Below are 17814 nucleotides of genomic sequence, written 5' to 3'. Positions count from 1 at the left end.
ATTGGTTACTAATTTATTTTTTATCAATTCTCAATAAGTTCAAAATCTAATTGTTTCTTTTCAAGATTAGCTTTTATAACTTTAATAAATACAGAGTCTCCCAACTGATATTGATTGCCGGTTCTTTGTCCAATAATTGAATAGGTCTTTTCATCATAGCGATAATCATCATCCCGTATATCTCTTGTTTTAATCATTCCTTCGGTTCCAAATTCTTTAATTTCTACATAAATACCATATTCGGTTACTCCGGTGATTACTCCCTCAAAAGATTCACCTAAGTGTTTTTCCATAAATTTAACCTGCATGTATTTAATACTGTCTCTTTCAGCATCGGCGGCTAATTTTTCCATATTGCTGCAATGTTTTGCCATATTCTCGATGATTTCTTTGTTTGCAGACGGTTTTTTATCTAGAAAATCTTGTAAGAGACGATGGGCAATTACATCAGGATATCGACGTATGGGAGAGGTAAAATGACTGTAATAATCGAAAGCTAAACCATAGTGACCTACATTTTCGGTTGAATATTTTGCTTTTGACATAGTACGGATGGTTAGCGTTTCAATCATATTTTCTTCGCCTTTCCCTTTTACGTCGGCAAGTAATTTATTGATGGATTGATAGGTTTTATTTTTATTGGTTATATTTATATCATATCCCAAAGTATTTACAAATTGTTTAAGAGAGAGTAATTTTATCGGATCCGGGTCGTCATGAATTCTATAAATAAAAGTTCGATCGGTTGGATTTCCTTTTTTATTGGTACTAACATATTCGGAAACTTTTTTATTGGCCAGAAGCATAAATTCTTCAATTAAATGATTGCTGTCTTTTCCAATTTTAAAATAAACTCCTACGGGATTTTTATTTTCATCTAAATTAAATTTTACCTCTATTTTGTCAAAAGAGATTGCTCCTTTGTTCATTCGATCTTCTCTTAGTAGCTTTGCTAAATTATTAAGGGTGTGTATTTCTTCTTCAAAATCGCCCTTTTTTCCCTCGATAATCTCTTGAGCTTCTTCATAAGTGAATCTTCTGTCTGAATGGATAACCGTTCGTCCAAACCACTGTTTTTTTACTTGTGCTTTCTCATCCAATTCAAATACGGCGGAAAAAGTATATTTATCTTCTTTAGGACGTAAGGAACAAACATTATTGCTTAAAACTTCAGGAAGCATTGGAACGACTCTATCGACTAAATACACGGAAGTTCCTCTTAAATAGGCTTCTTTATCTAATAGGGTTCCCGGTTTTACATAATGGGAAACATCTGCGATATGAATTCCAATTTCCCAGTTGCCGTTGTCTAACTTTTCGATAGAGAGTGCATCATCAAAATCCTTAGCATCAACAGGGTCAATGGTAAATGTAGTGACAGTACGCATATCTCTTCTTTTAGATATTTCATCCTCTGATATGCGTATATCAAGTTTTTCCGCTTCTTTTTCAACTTCATAAGGAAATGTATAAGGTAACCCATATTCACTTAAAATAGCATGAATTTCGGTTTCATTTTCTCCCGGATCTCCTAATACTTCAACAATAGATCCCGTAGGACTGTCTTCTTTATCTTGCCAATCGAGGAGTTGAACCACTACCAGTTGACCGTTTTTTGCACCGTTGAATTTATCTTTTGGTATAAAAAAATCAGTGTGAACGGAAGGTTTATTAACTACTGCAAATCCAAAGTTTTTGTTCGGAGAATATTCAAATTTTGCAACAAATTTTGTTTTGTAACGTTCCAGGATTTCAACAACTTCTCCTTCCGGTTTTCTGTTTTTAAATTGATGGACTATAGCTTTTACAATGTCATTTTGTAAAGCTTTTCCTGTTTTTCCTTTCGGTATAAAAATATCTTTTTCAAGACCGTCAACAATTAAATAGGCATTACCATTCTGACTGAAATCAATTTTTCCGGTAACGGATTCTTTTATGGAATTGATTTGATATTTTCCTGTTTTTATTTCTGTTAGTTGTTTTTCAGAAACCAAACTTAAAAGTCCTTGTATTACAAATTCCCTTTGTCTGGGATTTTTGTAATCCAGTATTGTGGATATTTGTTTATAATTATATTGTTTATTCGGGTTTTTTATAAAGATGTTAAGTATATTTCTTTTTAAATTTCGTAGTTTCTCTTTATGTTTAGTAGAAATTATTCTCTTTTTCTTAGTCATAATATATTTTAAAATTTATTTAAATATTCGCCTATTTCATAAAAACTTATCAGATAAATTTATAGTAATAAGTAATTATTTATTGTTACAAAAAGTTAACCACAACGAATATTTATCCAATCGAATTTAATAGTTGGATTAAATACGGAGTTAGTATAGGAGCAAATATAGCAGTTAATACACCATTTAAAGCCATTCCAAGTGCTCCGTAAGCGCCAAATTTTTCGCCATTTTTAACAATTTCCGCCGTACCTATAGCATGAGAAGCAGAACCCACAGCTATTCCGATTGCTTTGTGATCTTTAATTCCTAATTTAGTTAGGAATCCCCATCCGAAAAGGGCACCGACAAATCCGGTAATAAAAACTATCGCAATAGTAAGAGACGGAATACCTCCCAAACCTTTAGATACCTCCATTGCAATAGGCGTTGTTACAGATTTTGGAGATAAAGAATAAGCTATAATGTCTGAAGCGCCTAGAATTTTTGCTATAACAACCACGGAAATAATTCCCGCAAGACTTCCCGCTATCATAGCGATAAAAACTCGTATATAACTGCCTTTTAAATGTTTTATATACAAATAAAGCGGTAGCCCCAAAGTTACCACGGATGGTCCCAGCCAAAAAGAAATTAAAGAGGTATTATTGTTATAATCTTCATACGAAGTATGTGTCACTTTTAAATAGACAATCAATAAGATTATAGAGGTTATACCCGGATGAAGTATTTTATATTTGAATTTAGTAAACAACAAATTACATAACCAAAAAACCAGTAAGGTTAACGTTATATGAAAAAGAGGAGTATCTAAAAATTCCTTCATTCTTTTTTCTTTCTAATAAGTAAACTTACAGTTAATAACACGATAAAGGTACTAAGTATAATGGATATTAAAATTGCTAACCATTCCTTAGAGATTAAGTCCCATTGGGAAGCTAATCCAACCCCTAAAGGTATAAATAAAATCAGCATATTATTTAAAAAGAAAGTAGCTACTTCTTTTATATCCTCCACTTTTATGATATTCAATTGTAAAGACACAAGTAATAACAGCATGCCTATTATGCTTCCCGGTATCTTAATTTGCAGGATGAAAACTATTAATTCACCAATAAAATACAACAGTAATATAATTCCTAATTGTGAAATTAATTTCATATAGCAAAATTACTATATTAAATATAAATCAAATATTATTTTTCATAAGATATTTAATCAAAAAAATAATTTTTAAGTAAAAATTTAGATTTTGATTTGTATTTTGATAAAATTACGATTAAATATTTTATATATTGGAAATAATTATTCCATCACTAGTTTATAAATAAGCCAATTTGTTTAGGCTAAATAGCTAGACGCTTTATCAATAAAATCAATAGTTTCAATCGAATTTTCAGCATCTAAATGAGATGAGGTTGAATTTTTTAACGAATGTACTATTTCTTTATATAACAATTTATGAAGCGGTTCTTTGGGTAAATCAATACCTTCAAAAAAGCTCTCTTTTACATTATAATGTACTAGTTGATCCAAATATTGGCCACCAATTTTTATTGTTCCTTTTTCTGCAATGATAGTAATTGATGATTCAAAGTTTTTTTCATAGGTAGAGATGGTGTAACACATACTTCCCAGTGTCTTTCCCGATTTAAATTGTAAAATTCCACTATCGGGGAATTCAATTACGTTTTGATGCGTATAATTGGCAGTTAAATTGCTTATTAATTCAATTTTTCCCAACAAATAATGTATTATGTCTATGAAATGAGAGAATTGCGTAAACAGTATTCCTCCATCTAACTGTTTTGTTCCACGCCATGAATCTTTTTTATAATAGCGGTCATTTCTGTTCCAAAAACATTCAATATTTATAAGAAAAATTTCACCTAAATAATGATTGTCAATTAAATTTTTGACATGATTTATTATATGTGAAAAACGTAGTTGCAGAGAGGTAAATAATCGAACATTATTATTCTTTGCAATAGTAATTAATTCTTCAATCTGGAATTTATGGAATGTAATGGGTTTTTCCACCAACACATTTTTAGATAATTCCAGGATTTCTTTCGTTTGTTTATAATGGTAACCGTTGGGTGTTGCAACTATATACAAATCAATATCAGGGAAAATAATATGGCATTCTGATATACTTTGAAAAATAGGGATATTTTTATTTTCCAAAATAAAATTATCCGTATCTATCAAAGCAACTACATTTAAATTTTCATTATGTAATATATTTTCAAAGTGTATTTTTCCTATATGGCCGTATCCTATAATAGCTATTTTAAGAATGTTTTTTTTCAAATTTATTTAAATATTTTACAAATTGAATTAATAAAATTACAGCAATTGAAAATATTAGACCTGCTAATGCGAAAGTAAGAGTATCACGTTTATAAAATAAAGATTTACTATTTACTAATTGTGGCTCAGAAATTAATGATATTACTTGAGATTCTTGAACTTTTTCAACTTCAACTTCAGCTAATGATTTGGTTATTTCTAAGGATTTATTAAGTAAGTCTTGTTCAACGTTTGTCTTTGATTCTCCATTTAGTGATATGGAGGATGAAACTTTAGTTTTGTCCCCTTTAGCTATAGATAATAATAAGGTATCAATAACCTTTAAATCTTTTTTATATAGATTGCTTTTAATATCCAGAGAATTTAAATTAGCATCTTTAATTTTTTTATAAAAGATATCATTTTCAATGGGATCTATAATTTTACTTTTGATTTCATCAGGTGAAAGTTTTTTTAAAGATGTAATGTATACAATATGATTAGGATAATCTGTATCTACCAAAAGTTTTCTAAAATCCTCTATTTTAAATTGTCTTGAAAAAATAGTATCATTTTTATAAAAATCTGAATTTTTTTGTACATAACGGTAGAAAATATCTAGTTCGCTTGTAAAAGTTTTTATGGGACTGATCGAAATTGATTTTAAATCCTTGAAAAATGCATTATCCAATTTTCCGCATGATTGATTATATGAATTAATTTGTTGGTAAAGTTTGGACGCACTTTTAAAATTAGGAGCTAAAATCATTTCATAATTATAATAGCTTGGTAGAACTCTTTTATTGAAATATCCTACTAAGCCAAATATTATAACAGTAATTACTATTATGAAAAAATATCTTTTTAATAAAATAAAAAACCATAAAAGAGGTGTTATAATATTCTTCCAAAAAAAATTAAGAGTAGAAGAAATAAAATTTTTAAAGATGTTTTTAAAATAATCTAAGAGACTTATAAAATCAAGATCTGGATTTAAATTTTTATTATTTTCCAAATTTAAATTTTTATTTTCGTTATCCATTTATTTTATATAATTAATTCTTAATAGTTAAAATTTGCTCTAATATTTTTTGAGTGATCAAATACGTAGGTTTTACACCGGTTAAACCCAATCCTCCGGAGGCTAATGTACTTCCGGTTTCTAATGGATTATCTGAAGCATAATAAGCATATCTTAATTTTACGTTTTCACCTATATGATGACGTATTTTAGATGCCACTTGAATAGCTTTTTGATAATGTGCTCCCTCCATTTCTAAACCGATGGCTTTCCAAGATGTTTGCATAAAATAAGTCAAAACATTTTTATTTTGTAAAGAAGTACCTAATACGGTAATCATGGCTCCTTTATAAGCGTTAATATTATATCCCTCAAAATCTTTTAAAGAAAGTTGGTTATGAAAAGGGTAGTTATCTGCTGTCCCTTCAAATATATGAGCAGTTGGAATCATAATATCGCCTTTATTTCCAACTAAAATTCCGGCTTTACCTAAGATAGATATTGAGTCAACATTTAGCTTTAATTTTTCTTTCGCATTATTTATAGGCCTTAATAATTCATCCATTATCTCAAAAGCTTGTTCTCCGAATGCATAATCAAAAACAATTAAAATGTCTTCTTTGTTTATGTTTTTAATATTTTTAAAAGGGGTGTTTTTAAAATTAATCTTAGATAGATCGAAGATTTGAACGTCAATATTTGATCCGCTGGTATCTTTACTGTATATCATGCCATTTTTTTGAGCATAACTTTTTACAGAATCAACTAAATCTAAATTTTTACTTAAATCTTCATACATTTTTAATTCTTCATCTGCATGAAAAGTCTTATTTAAAGAATCAAAAGCATACAACATATTTTTCACACTATGCATATTGGAGCTTATAATGTGAATTTTTTTATTTATTAACTTATTTTTAATTAATGTTTTTTTAACATTTTCCGCCCATTTTTCACCAAATAAATGATGACCTACTCTTTCCTTCAAAATGGAGCTGAAAAATATTTCTCTTCTTCGAATTCCTATTTCGTCTTCTTTACTTACTCTTCCTAAATTGTAAATAATCTTTATAAAACGATCAGGATCATTTGTTTCTTGAAAGTTTTTATAAGCAGTAATTACTTCATCAAAACTTCTGCCCAGCATGGTGGCTATATGAGCTAAAATTACCTCTCTTTCTTTTCTTTTTAAAGGTTCAGAGCTTAAGGCTGCATTTTCAACAGATATCCAAATTCTTCCCACTTTTCCGTTAAAATCATGAGTTCTTTTTCTGATTTTGTCTGCTTCATTATATAAAAACGTAAGGTGGGTTAATATATCATAAATTTCAGATCTTCCTAATAATACTTCAATGTTCATTTGGTGCTCATCCACCCGATAACAAGTTCTCCTTCTTTTTTTAGGATAGATAGGGGTAAATGATGATTTGTCTAATCCTTCATTGGAGGTTAAAAATATAAATGAACATTCTTCAATACCTTGGGGGAGCCTATCTAAAACATAGTTGAGCCCATTAAGTTCCACTTTATCCGGATCGGCTATTGATCCATATATTTCCGGATTTAATTTTAATAAATAGTTTCTTAATTCAAGTCCTGAAGTACCCGTTGGTTTGAAGCCACCTCGGTTAAAAAGATGACGCATGGTAATATATAATCTTTCAATTACATCTGTCGATTCTCTGGCTTTATATATTGTCATCTTGATAATTTTTTAAACAAAGATAATACATTCTTTTATTTGGTATAGGGATTAATAATTGGACGTAACCCTTTATGGAAAAAAGATTTCCGTATCAGTTATAATATAAATTAGAATAAATATTTAAATAAGTTATGTGTATTAATATAATAATATTAAAATAACTAATGTATCAGAAAATAAAATTCAATCATATTGCTCTTTTGTTGGTTTAAAAATTTATATTAAAAAAAAATATTAAATAATTAGTATAAAGGAAAAATTAATAAGAGGTATAAAGTATAAATTATTTTATTTTATCACAAAAATAAAGCCAAAGTATATTTTGCCTATCTTTTTTGAATATTTTAGCTAAAATTTATAAATTATATTGTCTCGTCATAAAAACTGTAATTACAGCATTATAATTGATTTTATTTATTTGTAATTAAATCTTTGAATTTCTTAATATGGATTAATAAATTATAGTTTGCCCTTAAGCTCATAAGATAAGGAGTAGTAAATTTTCTTTATTGTTCTTGTGAAATTTTATTTGATGCAATGAAAAGAGAAACTACAAACATATATGTATCAGTAGTAAAAGTTAATATATAAAAATTCCTACAGATTTGATTTAACGTAATTAGTCATTTTTTGATATAAATGATATCGAGTATTTCCGCCATAAATTCCATGATCTTTATCAGGATAAATAGCTGTATCAAATTGTTTTCCATTTTCAATAAGAGCTTTGATCATTGCTGCAGAATTTTGAAAATGTACATTGTCATCTGCCGTTCCATGAATAATTAAAAATTTACCCTGTAAATCTTTTGCAAAGTTTATAGGTGAATTTTCGTCATATCCTGTTGGATTTTCTTGTGGAGTTTGTAAAAATCGTTCGGTATAAATAGTATCATAAAATCTCCAATTGGTTACCGGCGCAACAGCTATTCCCATTTTAAATAATCCATTAGACTTTGTCATACATAGAGAAGTTAAATAACCACCAAAGCTCCAGCCCCATATTCCAATTCTGTTAGAATCGATAAAAGATTGGGTTTGCAACCACTTTGCAGCAGCAATTTGATCTTCAAGTTCAAGTTTACCTAGCTGTTTATATGTTGATTTTTTAAAGTTTTCCCCTCTTCCTCCGGTTCCTCTACCATCAACGGAAACAATTATATATCCTTCTTGCGCAAGCATTTGGTGCCACCAATAATTGAATGAATCCCAAGAATTGGTTACCGTTTGAGATCCGGGGCCTCCGTATACATACATTAAAACAGGATATTTTTTATCAGGATTGAAATTTATAGGTTTAATCATGTATGATTTCAACTTAATCCCATTTTTAGCTGGAATTTCAATAAATTCCAATTTTTGAATTTCTTTCTTATTGACATAAGATACTAAGAACGAATTATCTTCCAGAGTTTTTAATATAGATCCGTTATTGTTTCTCAATGTAAATACAGGAGGTGTATTTGCTGTACTAAATTGATCGATGAAATAAGAAAAATCAGTACTAAAAGAAGCATTATGGGTTCCTATTTCATCTGTTAAAATTTTCTGTTTACCGGTTTTAATGTTAACGGAGGCTACTATCCTATTGTTAGATCCTTTTTCATTGGATTGAAAGTATAAGAGGGAATTTTTATTATCTATTCCATAAATTCGAATTACGTCCCAATTCCCTTTAGTAATAGGTTTTATTAATTGTCCTTTAGCATTATAAAGATATAAGTGATTGTAGCCGTTTTTTTCGGAGTTTAAAACAAAACTTCCATCGGCTAATAAATTAATATAAAGTTTGTCAGTGTCAATCCAAGTAGTGGATGTTTCCGTTACTAATAATTGAGTGTTAAGATTTGCCGGGTTTATTTTTAAAACAGTAATATTATTTTGAAAACGGTTGGAAGTTATTGCGAATAAATCTCCATTGGGTGAGAATTTAACATTTATAATATAATAGTTTTCGTAATTAGATAAAGAAACCGTATTAATTTCTTTTTTATCTAAATTATATAACTTTAAGCTAACAGTAGAATTGTCTTCTCCTGATTTTGGATATTTGTAAATGAAATGATCGGGATACAAAAAGTTTTCATACAATGGAATATCAACTTCTTTAACATGAGATTCATCAAAATGTATAAAGGCAATATTCTTTCCGTCGGGCGACCATTCAAAATTTCTGACATGAGCAAACTCTTCTTCATAAACCCAATCTGAAATTCCATTTATGATTTTATTCTTTTTTCCATCGTACGTAACTTGCGTTATTTGTAATGAGGGAAATTCTTGATAATAGATATTATTTTCATAAACAAATGCTATTTTAGTACCATCAGGAGAAAAAATAGGTTCTTGTATGGGCTTTTTATTGAAAACCTCTAAAAATGTTTGGTTTTTTATGTTATATAAAGTATAAATTCCCGATTTTGAGCGTCGATATATTGGAAACGATTCATTTTCTAAAAGCAAATAATTTTCATCGTTATTAAATAAATAATCGGAATAAGTACCCGAAATGATCGTATTAATTTTATCAAAGGTATCATAGGAATATTTTTCAATACCATTTTTAGTTAGAATAGTATATTCTTTACCATTTTTTAAAGATTTTATTCCTGAAATGGTTTTTGGATAAAATTTACCGCTCCATATTTCTTCTAATGTTATTTTTTGAGCATTAATATTTACTACGAATATGCATAAAATTATAGATAACAATATACTTTTATCAAATCTCATAAAGATCATTTTTAAAATTTAGAATAATAAATAATAGCTTTTATTAGCTAACCTACGCTTTTAATAACAAACGAAAGTACCTTTATTAATTATTGAAATTGGGATCAAGGGCTTTTGGAGACCAATCATTTAAAAATTTTTCAACTTTTTTAACGTCATATCCTGAATTGTTGTCTTCTAAAAAATCAGACTGCTGCGTATGAATTCTTTCACCTTTTTCATTTAAGATTACGAATACTGGAAAACCAAAACGTTGAGGATATCCTAACTTGGCTAAAATAGATTCATTTTTATTTTCTTTTGAATAATTTAAATGATATACAATATAATTTTCCGTTAAAATATTCTTTATAGCCTCGTTATTTTGAGTTAGAGTATTGAATCGAATACACCAGATACACCAATTTCCACCGATTTGAAGCAAAATAAATTTTTTTTCTTTTTTAGCTTCACTAATACAAGAATCAATTTTTTGTTGAGCATGATCATCAGGATTATATATTTTTTTATCTTGTGAAAATACCATTGAGACAAAAAATATACATAGAACTAAAAATTTGATTTTCATTTTTATCAAGGGTTTTCGGGTGATTCTTCTTCTTTTAATTGTTGTTGCTGCTCTTTAGTTAATTTACTTTTAAGATTATCAATAACTTTATCATATATATGCTGTAAAGCATTTACATCTGTATAGTAATATATGTAACTGTTTTGAAAAATTTCTTTAGTGGTATGATGAGCCTTAAATATAGAAACGTATGTATCAAAAGCAGTTTCTTGATCCAATGGAAGATTGGTTGGAGTTTGTTTATATAAATAAATGTCACTTAAAATAGCAATCATATCCTTTTTAGAGAGCAGATGATCAGGTTTTTCAAGCGGATGTTGGCATGAAAAAAGCAATAAAGACAGACTAATAAATATATATAAATAAAGTCTCATAATCTTCCTAATAAAGACATAAATTTCATTTTAATTACTCCGAAAACAGCTTCACTGATGATGGCTCCACTCATCTTCGATTTTCCTTTAGTTCGGTCTGTAAATATAATAGGAATTTCAACAATTTTAAATTTTTTGCAATACGCTCTAAATTTCATTTCAATTTGAAAGCCATATCCTACTAATTCCACTTGATCAAGAGGTAATTCCTCCAATACTTTTCGAGTGAAACATACAAAACCGGCAGTAGAATCGTTAATGGGTAATCCGGTAATCAAACGCACATATTTAGAGGCAAAAAAAGAAAGTAGCACCCGATTCATCGGCCAATTAACTACATTAACTCCCTGGCAATAACGAGAACCAACAGCTAAATCTGCTCCATTTTTACAAGCCTGGTACAGTTTAATTAAATCATTCGGATTATGTGAAAAATCAGCATCCATTTCAAAAATATAATCATATCCCTTTTGCAATGCCCATTTAAAACCATGGATATAGGCTCTTCCCAAGCCATTTTTAGTACTTCGAACTTCTAAAAAAAGACGATTGGAATATGTTGGAATTAAGTCGGCAACTGTCTCTCCAGTGCCATCAGGAGAAGAATCATCTACAATCAATATATCGAAATCCTCTTCCAGGCTAAACACACATGAAATGATATCTTCAATGTTTTCAATTTCATTGTATGTAGGAATTATGACTAGTTTTTTATCGGACACAGTATATTGTTTTTAATAAAGTAAATTTATGTTTCTAGTAACACTATCAACAAAGGTAATCCAAAATTATAAGTTAGTTGGATAAAAAATAAGAAAACACGAGTTCTCTATCAGTTTCTTTTTCAGCTTCTTCAAATAAGGCAATTAATTGTTTAAACTTTTGAATTTTATCTAAATCTAAATTTTGGAAATTAATTTTTACAGGCAATTCAATAATACCGGTAAGCGTATCCCAAAGTCCGTCCAAATTATTGGCCGTATGAGAATCAAGGCCGAATTTTTTTTGAAAAACTCGGTAAAATTTAGGTAAAGAAGAAATAGAGTCAAAATCAAAAGAAACTGTTTTCATCTTTGTTGAAAAGTCTTATAATGGTCATAAGTTACAAAAATTAGTCCATCATTCGAAAAAATAACACGATCGGCACCTCTCATTCCGCACTTATAATTCAAATCGGCTTCCGTCCATTTTCTTCCCTTTTTCGATGGAATCTTATTTTCTCTATTTTTAAATATATCCCCGCCAATTATTTTACCCGGGAGTATTTGACATAAATTACCTTTTTCGGGTTTCCAACCGGCTTTACGCGCATCTAATCTTTTAATATAATAATTTGGTAAGGAATGATGTATTTTTATATAATTTATAACAATATCTTCTGAACTTAGCTGTTCTATATTAAATTGCCCAAGATTTAATTTTTTAGTTGAAAGGTTATAACTAAGGATTAAGGAAATTATTATTAAAACACTAAAGAAAAGACTATAAAAAAAGGGTTGTTTTTTAATTTTCATGCTAATAATTCAAATATAAGTAATAAAATTATCTAAATAATGAATAAGTTTTTTTACTTTTGCCAAATTTCTTTTATATCATGTATATAGAAAGTAATAAAAATCCAAAAATAAAGAATTTAGTAAAATTATTAGAAAAAAGTAAAGAAAGGAAAAGTCAAAGGAAATTCATTGTTGAAGGCAAAAATGAAAATTTTTTCGCCTTAAAAAATGGTTTTGTTCCTATTGAATTTTACATACAACCACATATTTTTCAAGATTCTATAACACTGCCTTCTTCCGCTATAAAATATGAAGTATCACAATCTGTTTATGATAAGATCGCTTATAGGAAACTATCTGAAGGCATACTGGGGGTTTATGAATATAAGACCTATGAATTAGACCAAATAAAATTACCGGATCGCCCATTTATCCTGGTTATTGAATCAATTGAAAAACCGGGTAATCTTGGGGCAATATGCAGGTCAGCAGATGCGTTTGGTGTAGATATGGTTGTAGTATGTGAAGAAAAAGCAGATCTGTATAATCCCAATGTACTACGGTCATCGGTAGGAAGTTTTTTTAATATTCCTATTATATCAACAAATAATGCAAATATATATGATTTTCTTATAAAAATGGATGTACCAATTTATGCTACTTATATGACTGAAACCTCAAAAATTATACAAAATGTTGATTTTACCCAATCAGCTGCAGTCATATTTGGAACAGAGCATTCCGGTATTTCTGATTTTTGGAAAGATAAAATAAAAGAAAATATACTAATTCCTATGAAAGGACAAATAGATTCATTAAATGTAAGCAATGCAGTTGCAATTGTTTGTTATGAAGTGGAAAGACAAAAAATCATGTTAAACAAGCACTTATGAAAATAATATTTGCAAACTTTATGTGTATTATGTCATAAAAATATATTATTCTTGTTCTTTATTAATTAGAACTTATATCTTTGTATGAAATTGTTTAGAAAAAGAGAACATTGTTACTCTATTATTTGTTGAAAAAAACAAGAATATTGTAATATAGTTGGATAAATAACACTAAAAAGCTTAATAAAGTAAGACTAAAATTTGTACAACTATGTTTGAAATTTTTAAAGACAAATCAGGTGCTTTTCGATTTAGACTGAAAGCAAAAAACGGGCAAATTATCCTGGCAAGTGAAGGATATACCCAAAAAACAAATTGTCAAAAAGGTGTTAGTTCTGTAAAAAGAAATTCCAAAAACGAAGATCGTTTTGAATTGAAACAGTCCTCTAACAAAAAATGGTTTTTTAACTTAAAAGCCGGTAACGGACAAATAGTAGGAACCAGCGAGCTTTATGACAATGAAACTAATGCTAAGAATGGTGTAAAATCAGTAATGAACAATGCCCCGACAGCAGAAACGGTTGATTTATCTAAATAGAAAAATTGACCGGAGCCTATATAAATTAGGTTTGAATATTTACTAAAAATAAAAGCTGTGAATTTTCACAGCTTTTATTTTTTATAACTAAGAAATGATTTTTTTACGATAGGGTATTTTTGATTCTTTTTAAAGCTTCAATAAGATCTTCTTCAGAAGCCGCATACGATAATCGTATGCAATTACTGTCTCCAAAACATACACCACCCACTGTAGCTACATGTGCTTTTTCTAATAATAATAAAGCAAAATCATCGGAATTTGTAATCTTATGTCCTTGAATAGTCTTTCCAAAATAAAAAGATACATCAGGAAAGAAATAAAATGCTCCGGCCGGTTTATTAACTTTAAATCCCGGAATTTCGTGCAATAAATTGTATACAAGCTCCCTTCTCTTTTTAAAACCGTCAATCATATAATTAATAACCGAAGGATCAGCTTCTATAGCTGTTATAGATGCCATTTGGGCAATACAATTTGCCCCTGAGGTCATTTGTCCTTGAATTTTATCACAAGCATCAGTAAGCCATTTTGGGCCTCCTAAATATCCAATTCTCCAACCTGTCATGGCATACGATTTGGAAACGCCGTTAATTGTTACAGTCTGATTAAAAACTTCAGGAAATTGAGCTATACTTTCGTGTTTTCCTTCATAATTTATATATTCATATATTTCATCAGAAATAATAATTACGTTAGGGTGCTTTTCCAATACTTGAGCTAAGGCATATAATTCCTCTTTAGTATAGACGGTTCCCGAAGGATTACATGGAGAGCTGAATAAAAACGCTTTGGTTTTTGGAGTTATAGCATTCTCAAGCTGTTCGGGTGTTATTTTAAAATCGGTGTCAATAGTAGTAGTTACCACAATATTTTCCCCTCCGGCAAGTTTAACCATTTCATAATAGCTTACCCAATAAGGAGCAGGAACGATTACTTCATCTCCATCATTAATGATCGAAAGCAATACATTAATAATAGACTGTTTTCCTCCGTTCGAAACAACTATTTGATCAGGTTTATATTCTAAATTATTGTCTCTTTTAAATTTATTAGCAATAGCTTTTCTTAATTCAAGATATCCGGGAACGGGTGTGTAGGATTTAACACCATCATTAATCGCTTTGATGGCAGATTCCCTTACAAATTCAGGAATTTCAAAATCAGGCTCTCCCAAAGTTAAGCTAATAACATTGATTCCTTGAGCTTTTAATTCTCGAGCTTTGTTAGACATAACAAAGGTTTGAGAATAGCTAAGACGATTAACGCGATCGGATAATAAATTCATTTTGGACTAATTAATTTTTATTGTTTTTCAAAACTCAAAAATACAGTATTTTTTTAGATTAAAATAGTTTTATAAGATAAAAATATGAAGAGTATTCAGTTCAAAATCAGTAAATATAAACTCTTTTTATAGAATACATTTTTTGTGTATTTTTGTAATCTTATTTTATATTCTGTAATTTGAGAAGAAAAAAAAATATACAAATCCCCAATTTAGAGCTTACTACTGCCGGAGCTAAAGGGGTTGCGATAGGAAAAACTGAAGAAGGAAAAACAGTATTAGTAGGATATGCCGTACCGGGGGATGTAGTTAATGCCCAGGTAATTAAGTCTAAAAAAAATTATTATGAAGCTAAAGTTTTAGATTTTATTAAATATTCTTCTGATCGAGTGGATCCCGAATGTATGCATTTTGGAATATGCGGAGGTTGTAAATGGCAAAATCTTTCTTATGAAAAACAATTAGAATATAAAGAGAAAGAGGTTTACAATAATATAAAAAGAATTGGAAAAATTGATAATTTTCAAGAATTAACCATTGTCCCTTCAACGGATAAGTATTTCTACAGAAATAAAATGGAATTTTCCTTTTCTAATGCTCGATGGTTGACATCTGAAGAAATACAATCCGATAAAGATATTGAAGATAAAAATGCGTTGGGTTTTCACATACCTCAACAATGGAATAAAGTATTAGACATTAAAGAATGTTTTTTACAACAAGAACCTTCAAATAAAATCAGAAATTCTATTAAAGAGTTTGCTTTAAAGCATAAGATGGAATTTTATGATTTTAAAGAACAAAGCGGATTTCTTAGAACATTAATGATTCGTTCTAATTCTAAAAATGATCTAATGGTTTTGCTACAGTTTTTTAGAGAGGATGAGCAAAATATTGGCAAAATATTGAACTATATTCGCGAAGAATTTCCTGAAGTAAAAACGATTCTTTATGCAATAAATTCTAAAGGAAATGACAGCTTATATGATTTGGATGTTAAAATATTCCATGGAAATGGTTTTTTAACGGAAGAGATAGAAGGACTAAAATTTAAAATTGGACCCAAATCATTTTTTCAAACTAATTATAAACAAGCCGTAAAATTATACGAAATAGCAAGAGATTTTGCAGATTTAAAAGGCGATGAAGTAGTGTATGATCTTTATACAGGAACAGGAACCATAGCGCAATTTATTTCTCGTAAAGCAAAAACGGTGGTCGGAGTAGAAGCGGTACCCGAGGCAATAAATGCTGCGAAAGAAAATGCTGAATATAATAATATTAAAAATTGTCGTTTTTATTGTGGAGATATGAAAGATATATTCACGGAAGAATTTATTCATGAAAACGGTCATCCGGATATTATTGTTACCGATCCGCCGAGAGAAGGAATGCATAAAAATGTAGTAGACACTATATTACGCATAGCCCCCCAAAAAATAGTTTATGTAAGTTGTAATTCAGCAACACAAGCTAGGGATCTGGAGTTGATGAAAGAAAAATATGAGGTTGTAAAAGTTCAAGCTGTAGATATGTTTCCACAGACTTATCATGTTGAAAGCGTTGCGCTTCTTAAACTAAAATAAAAATGTTTCAAAAAAAAATAAATATACTATTCGTCCTATTCTTTATAGGTTTACTTGTTTTTTCCTGTGTAGATGATGATGTTTGCGACAAAGTTACTACACCGAGATTGACTATAGAATTGGATAGTTTAGGTAGTAAATATAAGAAAACTCGATTATATGTTGACAGGAAAATGCCGGATGGTTCTGTACATTCGGAAGGTGTCTTTCTTGGGAAAGACAGTATTCAATTACCTTTAAATTCTTTATCCGACGAAACTGTTTTTTATTTATACGATACACTGCATACTCCGGATTCAAGTAAAAATATTATTACAATAAAATACCTGACTGATCAACAGTTTGTTTCAAAGGCATGTGGATTCAAGGTAATATTTAATGAGGTAACTTATGATGCAACTGCGCTTACAACTATAAAATCCATAACAGGTCAAACTAATCAAATTTATAATGAATCCTCTACGAATTTACGTATTGCTTATTAGTGTATTTCTGGGTATATATGCTCATTCCCAAACAAAAAGCAACGATTCTATTCCGGTAAAAAATCCAAAGCATCAACTATTTATAGGAGTGGATTTATTAAATCCGGTTGCTGGTTTTTTTGCAGATAAAAAAAATTATAGTAGTTTTATCGCTTATAAAATTAAAAATAGGTGGTTGGCTGTTGCCGAAGTAGGGTATGAAAAAAATATTTATAATAAAAATAACTGGAATATTGATGCAAAAGGAGTTTTTGGAGAAATAGGAATAAATTATATTTTAACTAACAACTATGAAAAATCAGGCGAAGGGTTTTATATAGGAGGAAGATTTGGTTATTCCCCCTTCAAGCAAAATGTAAAAAAATATCCTCTTAAGGGAATGAATCCCGAAGGACAAATACAAATAATTGGAGAAGGTTCTTTACCGGAAGCAAATGTAAGTTCCGGCTGGTTAGAAGCAGTTGCAGGAGCTAAAGTTCAAATTGGAAACTCACCGTTTTATATTGATTTCATGGTTCGTCCTAAATTTCTATTGTTTTCCAGCAAACAGAAAAATGTAGACAATTTAGTTATTCCCGGGTATGGAAAAGATAAGGGATCGGCAAATATATCTCTTTTCTGGGGGATATCTTATAAATTATTTTAATCCTATTAAAAC

At 29.3% G+C, this 17814-nt stretch carries 18 protein-coding genes; 5 read left to right on the top strand and 13 right to left on the bottom strand.

Going from position 1 to position 17814, the window contains the following annotated elements:
• Positions 1-23 precede the first annotated feature (23 nt).
• The 12 genes from rnr to GFU93_RS05480 all read right to left on the bottom strand — a co-directional run bounded on the left by rnr (position 24) and on the right by GFU93_RS05480 (position 12384).
• Entirely contained in the window at positions 24-2177 is a 2154-nt protein-coding gene (gene rnr / locus GFU93_RS05535) for a ribonuclease R (RefSeq protein WP_160542907.1), read from the bottom strand.
• A 112-nt stretch (positions 2178-2289) separates the two neighbouring features.
• Positions 2290-3003: an LrgB family protein gene (locus tag GFU93_RS05530; RefSeq protein WP_160542906.1), complete on the bottom strand. Its 714-nt coding sequence runs from the start codon at positions 3001-3003 to the stop codon at positions 2290-2292.
• On the bottom strand, positions 3000-3338 hold the full coding sequence (locus GFU93_RS05525) for a CidA/LrgA family protein (RefSeq protein ID WP_105296516.1): 339 nt from the start codon (positions 3336-3338) through the stop codon (positions 3000-3002). Before GFU93_RS05525 ends, GFU93_RS05530 begins: the two co-directional genes overlap by 4 nt.
• A 180-nt stretch (positions 3339-3518) precedes the next feature.
• Complete coding sequence (locus GFU93_RS05520; RefSeq protein ID WP_160567884.1) at positions 3519-4490, bottom strand: Gfo/Idh/MocA family protein; 972 nt, start codon at positions 4488-4490, stop codon at positions 3519-3521.
• Positions 4471-5511, bottom strand: coding sequence for a hypothetical protein (locus GFU93_RS05515; protein ID WP_160567882.1), 1041 nt, complete (start codon positions 5509-5511; stop codon positions 4471-4473). Before GFU93_RS05515 ends, GFU93_RS05520 begins: the two co-directional genes overlap by 20 nt.
• Before the next feature lie 13 nt (positions 5512-5524).
• Complete coding sequence (locus GFU93_RS05510) at positions 5525-7192, bottom strand: hypothetical protein (protein ID WP_160567880.1); 1668 nt, start codon at positions 7190-7192, stop codon at positions 5525-5527.
• Positions 7193-7792: 600 nt separating this feature from the next.
• Positions 7793-9928, bottom strand: coding sequence for a S9 family peptidase (locus GFU93_RS05505; RefSeq protein ID WP_160567878.1), 2136 nt, complete (start codon positions 9926-9928; stop codon positions 7793-7795).
• Between the two features lie 85 nt (positions 9929-10013).
• Positions 10014-10496, bottom strand: coding sequence for a thioredoxin family protein (locus GFU93_RS05500; RefSeq protein WP_160567876.1), 483 nt, complete (start codon positions 10494-10496; stop codon positions 10014-10016).
• A 5-nt stretch (positions 10497-10501) separates the two neighbouring features.
• Positions 10502-10870: a DUF4296 domain-containing protein gene (locus GFU93_RS05495; RefSeq protein ID WP_160567874.1), complete on the bottom strand. Its 369-nt coding sequence runs from the start codon at positions 10868-10870 to the stop codon at positions 10502-10504.
• Positions 10867-11592 (bottom strand): polyprenol monophosphomannose synthase, encoded by a 726-nt coding sequence (locus GFU93_RS05490; RefSeq protein ID WP_160557723.1) that lies wholly within the window; start codon positions 11590-11592, stop codon positions 10867-10869. Before GFU93_RS05490 ends, GFU93_RS05495 begins: the two co-directional genes overlap by 4 nt.
• 73 nt (positions 11593-11665) lie before the next feature.
• The gene (locus tag GFU93_RS05485; RefSeq protein WP_160567872.1) at positions 11666-11941 is read right to left on the bottom strand and encodes a barstar family protein; all 276 of its coding nucleotides are present in this window, start codon (positions 11939-11941) and stop codon (positions 11666-11668) included.
• Positions 11938-12384, bottom strand: a complete 447-nt coding sequence (locus GFU93_RS05480; protein ID WP_160542896.1) for a ribonuclease domain-containing protein — start codon at positions 12382-12384, stop codon at positions 11938-11940. The genes GFU93_RS05485 and GFU93_RS05480 overlap by 4 nt, the downstream gene beginning before the upstream one ends.
• Positions 12385-12464: 80 nt before the next feature.
• On the opposite strand from GFU93_RS05480, the gene GFU93_RS05475 reads away from it, so the two are divergent.
• Positions 12465-13259 carry an RNA methyltransferase gene (locus GFU93_RS05475; protein WP_160567870.1) on the top strand — a complete coding sequence of 265 codons (795 nt, stop codon included), beginning with the start codon at positions 12465-12467 and terminating at the stop codon, positions 13257-13259.
• 211 nt (positions 13260-13470) lie between these two features.
• Positions 13471-13797 (top strand): YegP family protein, encoded by a 327-nt coding sequence (locus GFU93_RS05470; protein WP_160542894.1) that lies wholly within the window; start codon positions 13471-13473, stop codon positions 13795-13797.
• Positions 13798-13900: 103 nt separating this feature from the next.
• Here GFU93_RS05470 and GFU93_RS05465 read toward each other — a convergent pair whose 3' ends face one another.
• A complete protein-coding gene (locus GFU93_RS05465) occupies positions 13901-15085 on the bottom strand; it encodes a pyridoxal phosphate-dependent aminotransferase (RefSeq protein ID WP_160567868.1) in 1185 nt (394 codons plus the stop codon).
• A gap of 179 nt (positions 15086-15264) precedes the next feature.
• On the opposite strand from GFU93_RS05465, the gene rlmD reads away from it, so the two are divergent.
• From rlmD to GFU93_RS05450, 3 genes are read left to right on the top strand one after another with little or no spacing between them, the layout of a single operon-like run.
• Entirely contained in the window at positions 15265-16671 is a 1407-nt protein-coding gene (gene rlmD, locus GFU93_RS05460; RefSeq protein WP_160567866.1) for a 23S rRNA (uracil(1939)-C(5))-methyltransferase RlmD, read from the top strand.
• Between the two features lie 2 nt (positions 16672-16673).
• Entirely contained in the window at positions 16674-17156 is a 483-nt protein-coding gene (locus GFU93_RS05455; protein ID WP_160542891.1) for a DUF6452 family protein, read from the top strand.
• Positions 17122-17802, top strand: coding sequence for a DUF6048 family protein (locus GFU93_RS05450; protein WP_160542890.1), 681 nt, complete (start codon positions 17122-17124; stop codon positions 17800-17802). Before GFU93_RS05455 ends, GFU93_RS05450 begins: the two co-directional genes overlap by 35 nt.
• Positions 17803-17814: the final 12 nt, after the last annotated feature.

Origin of the sequence: Apibacter sp. B3546 (genome assembly GCF_009827885.1) — a bacterium.
GTDB lineage: Bacteria > Bacteroidota > Bacteroidia > Flavobacteriales > Weeksellaceae > Apibacter.
Note: the sequence above shows the minus strand (reverse complement) of the source record. Positions and strands in the feature narration are given on the sequence as shown.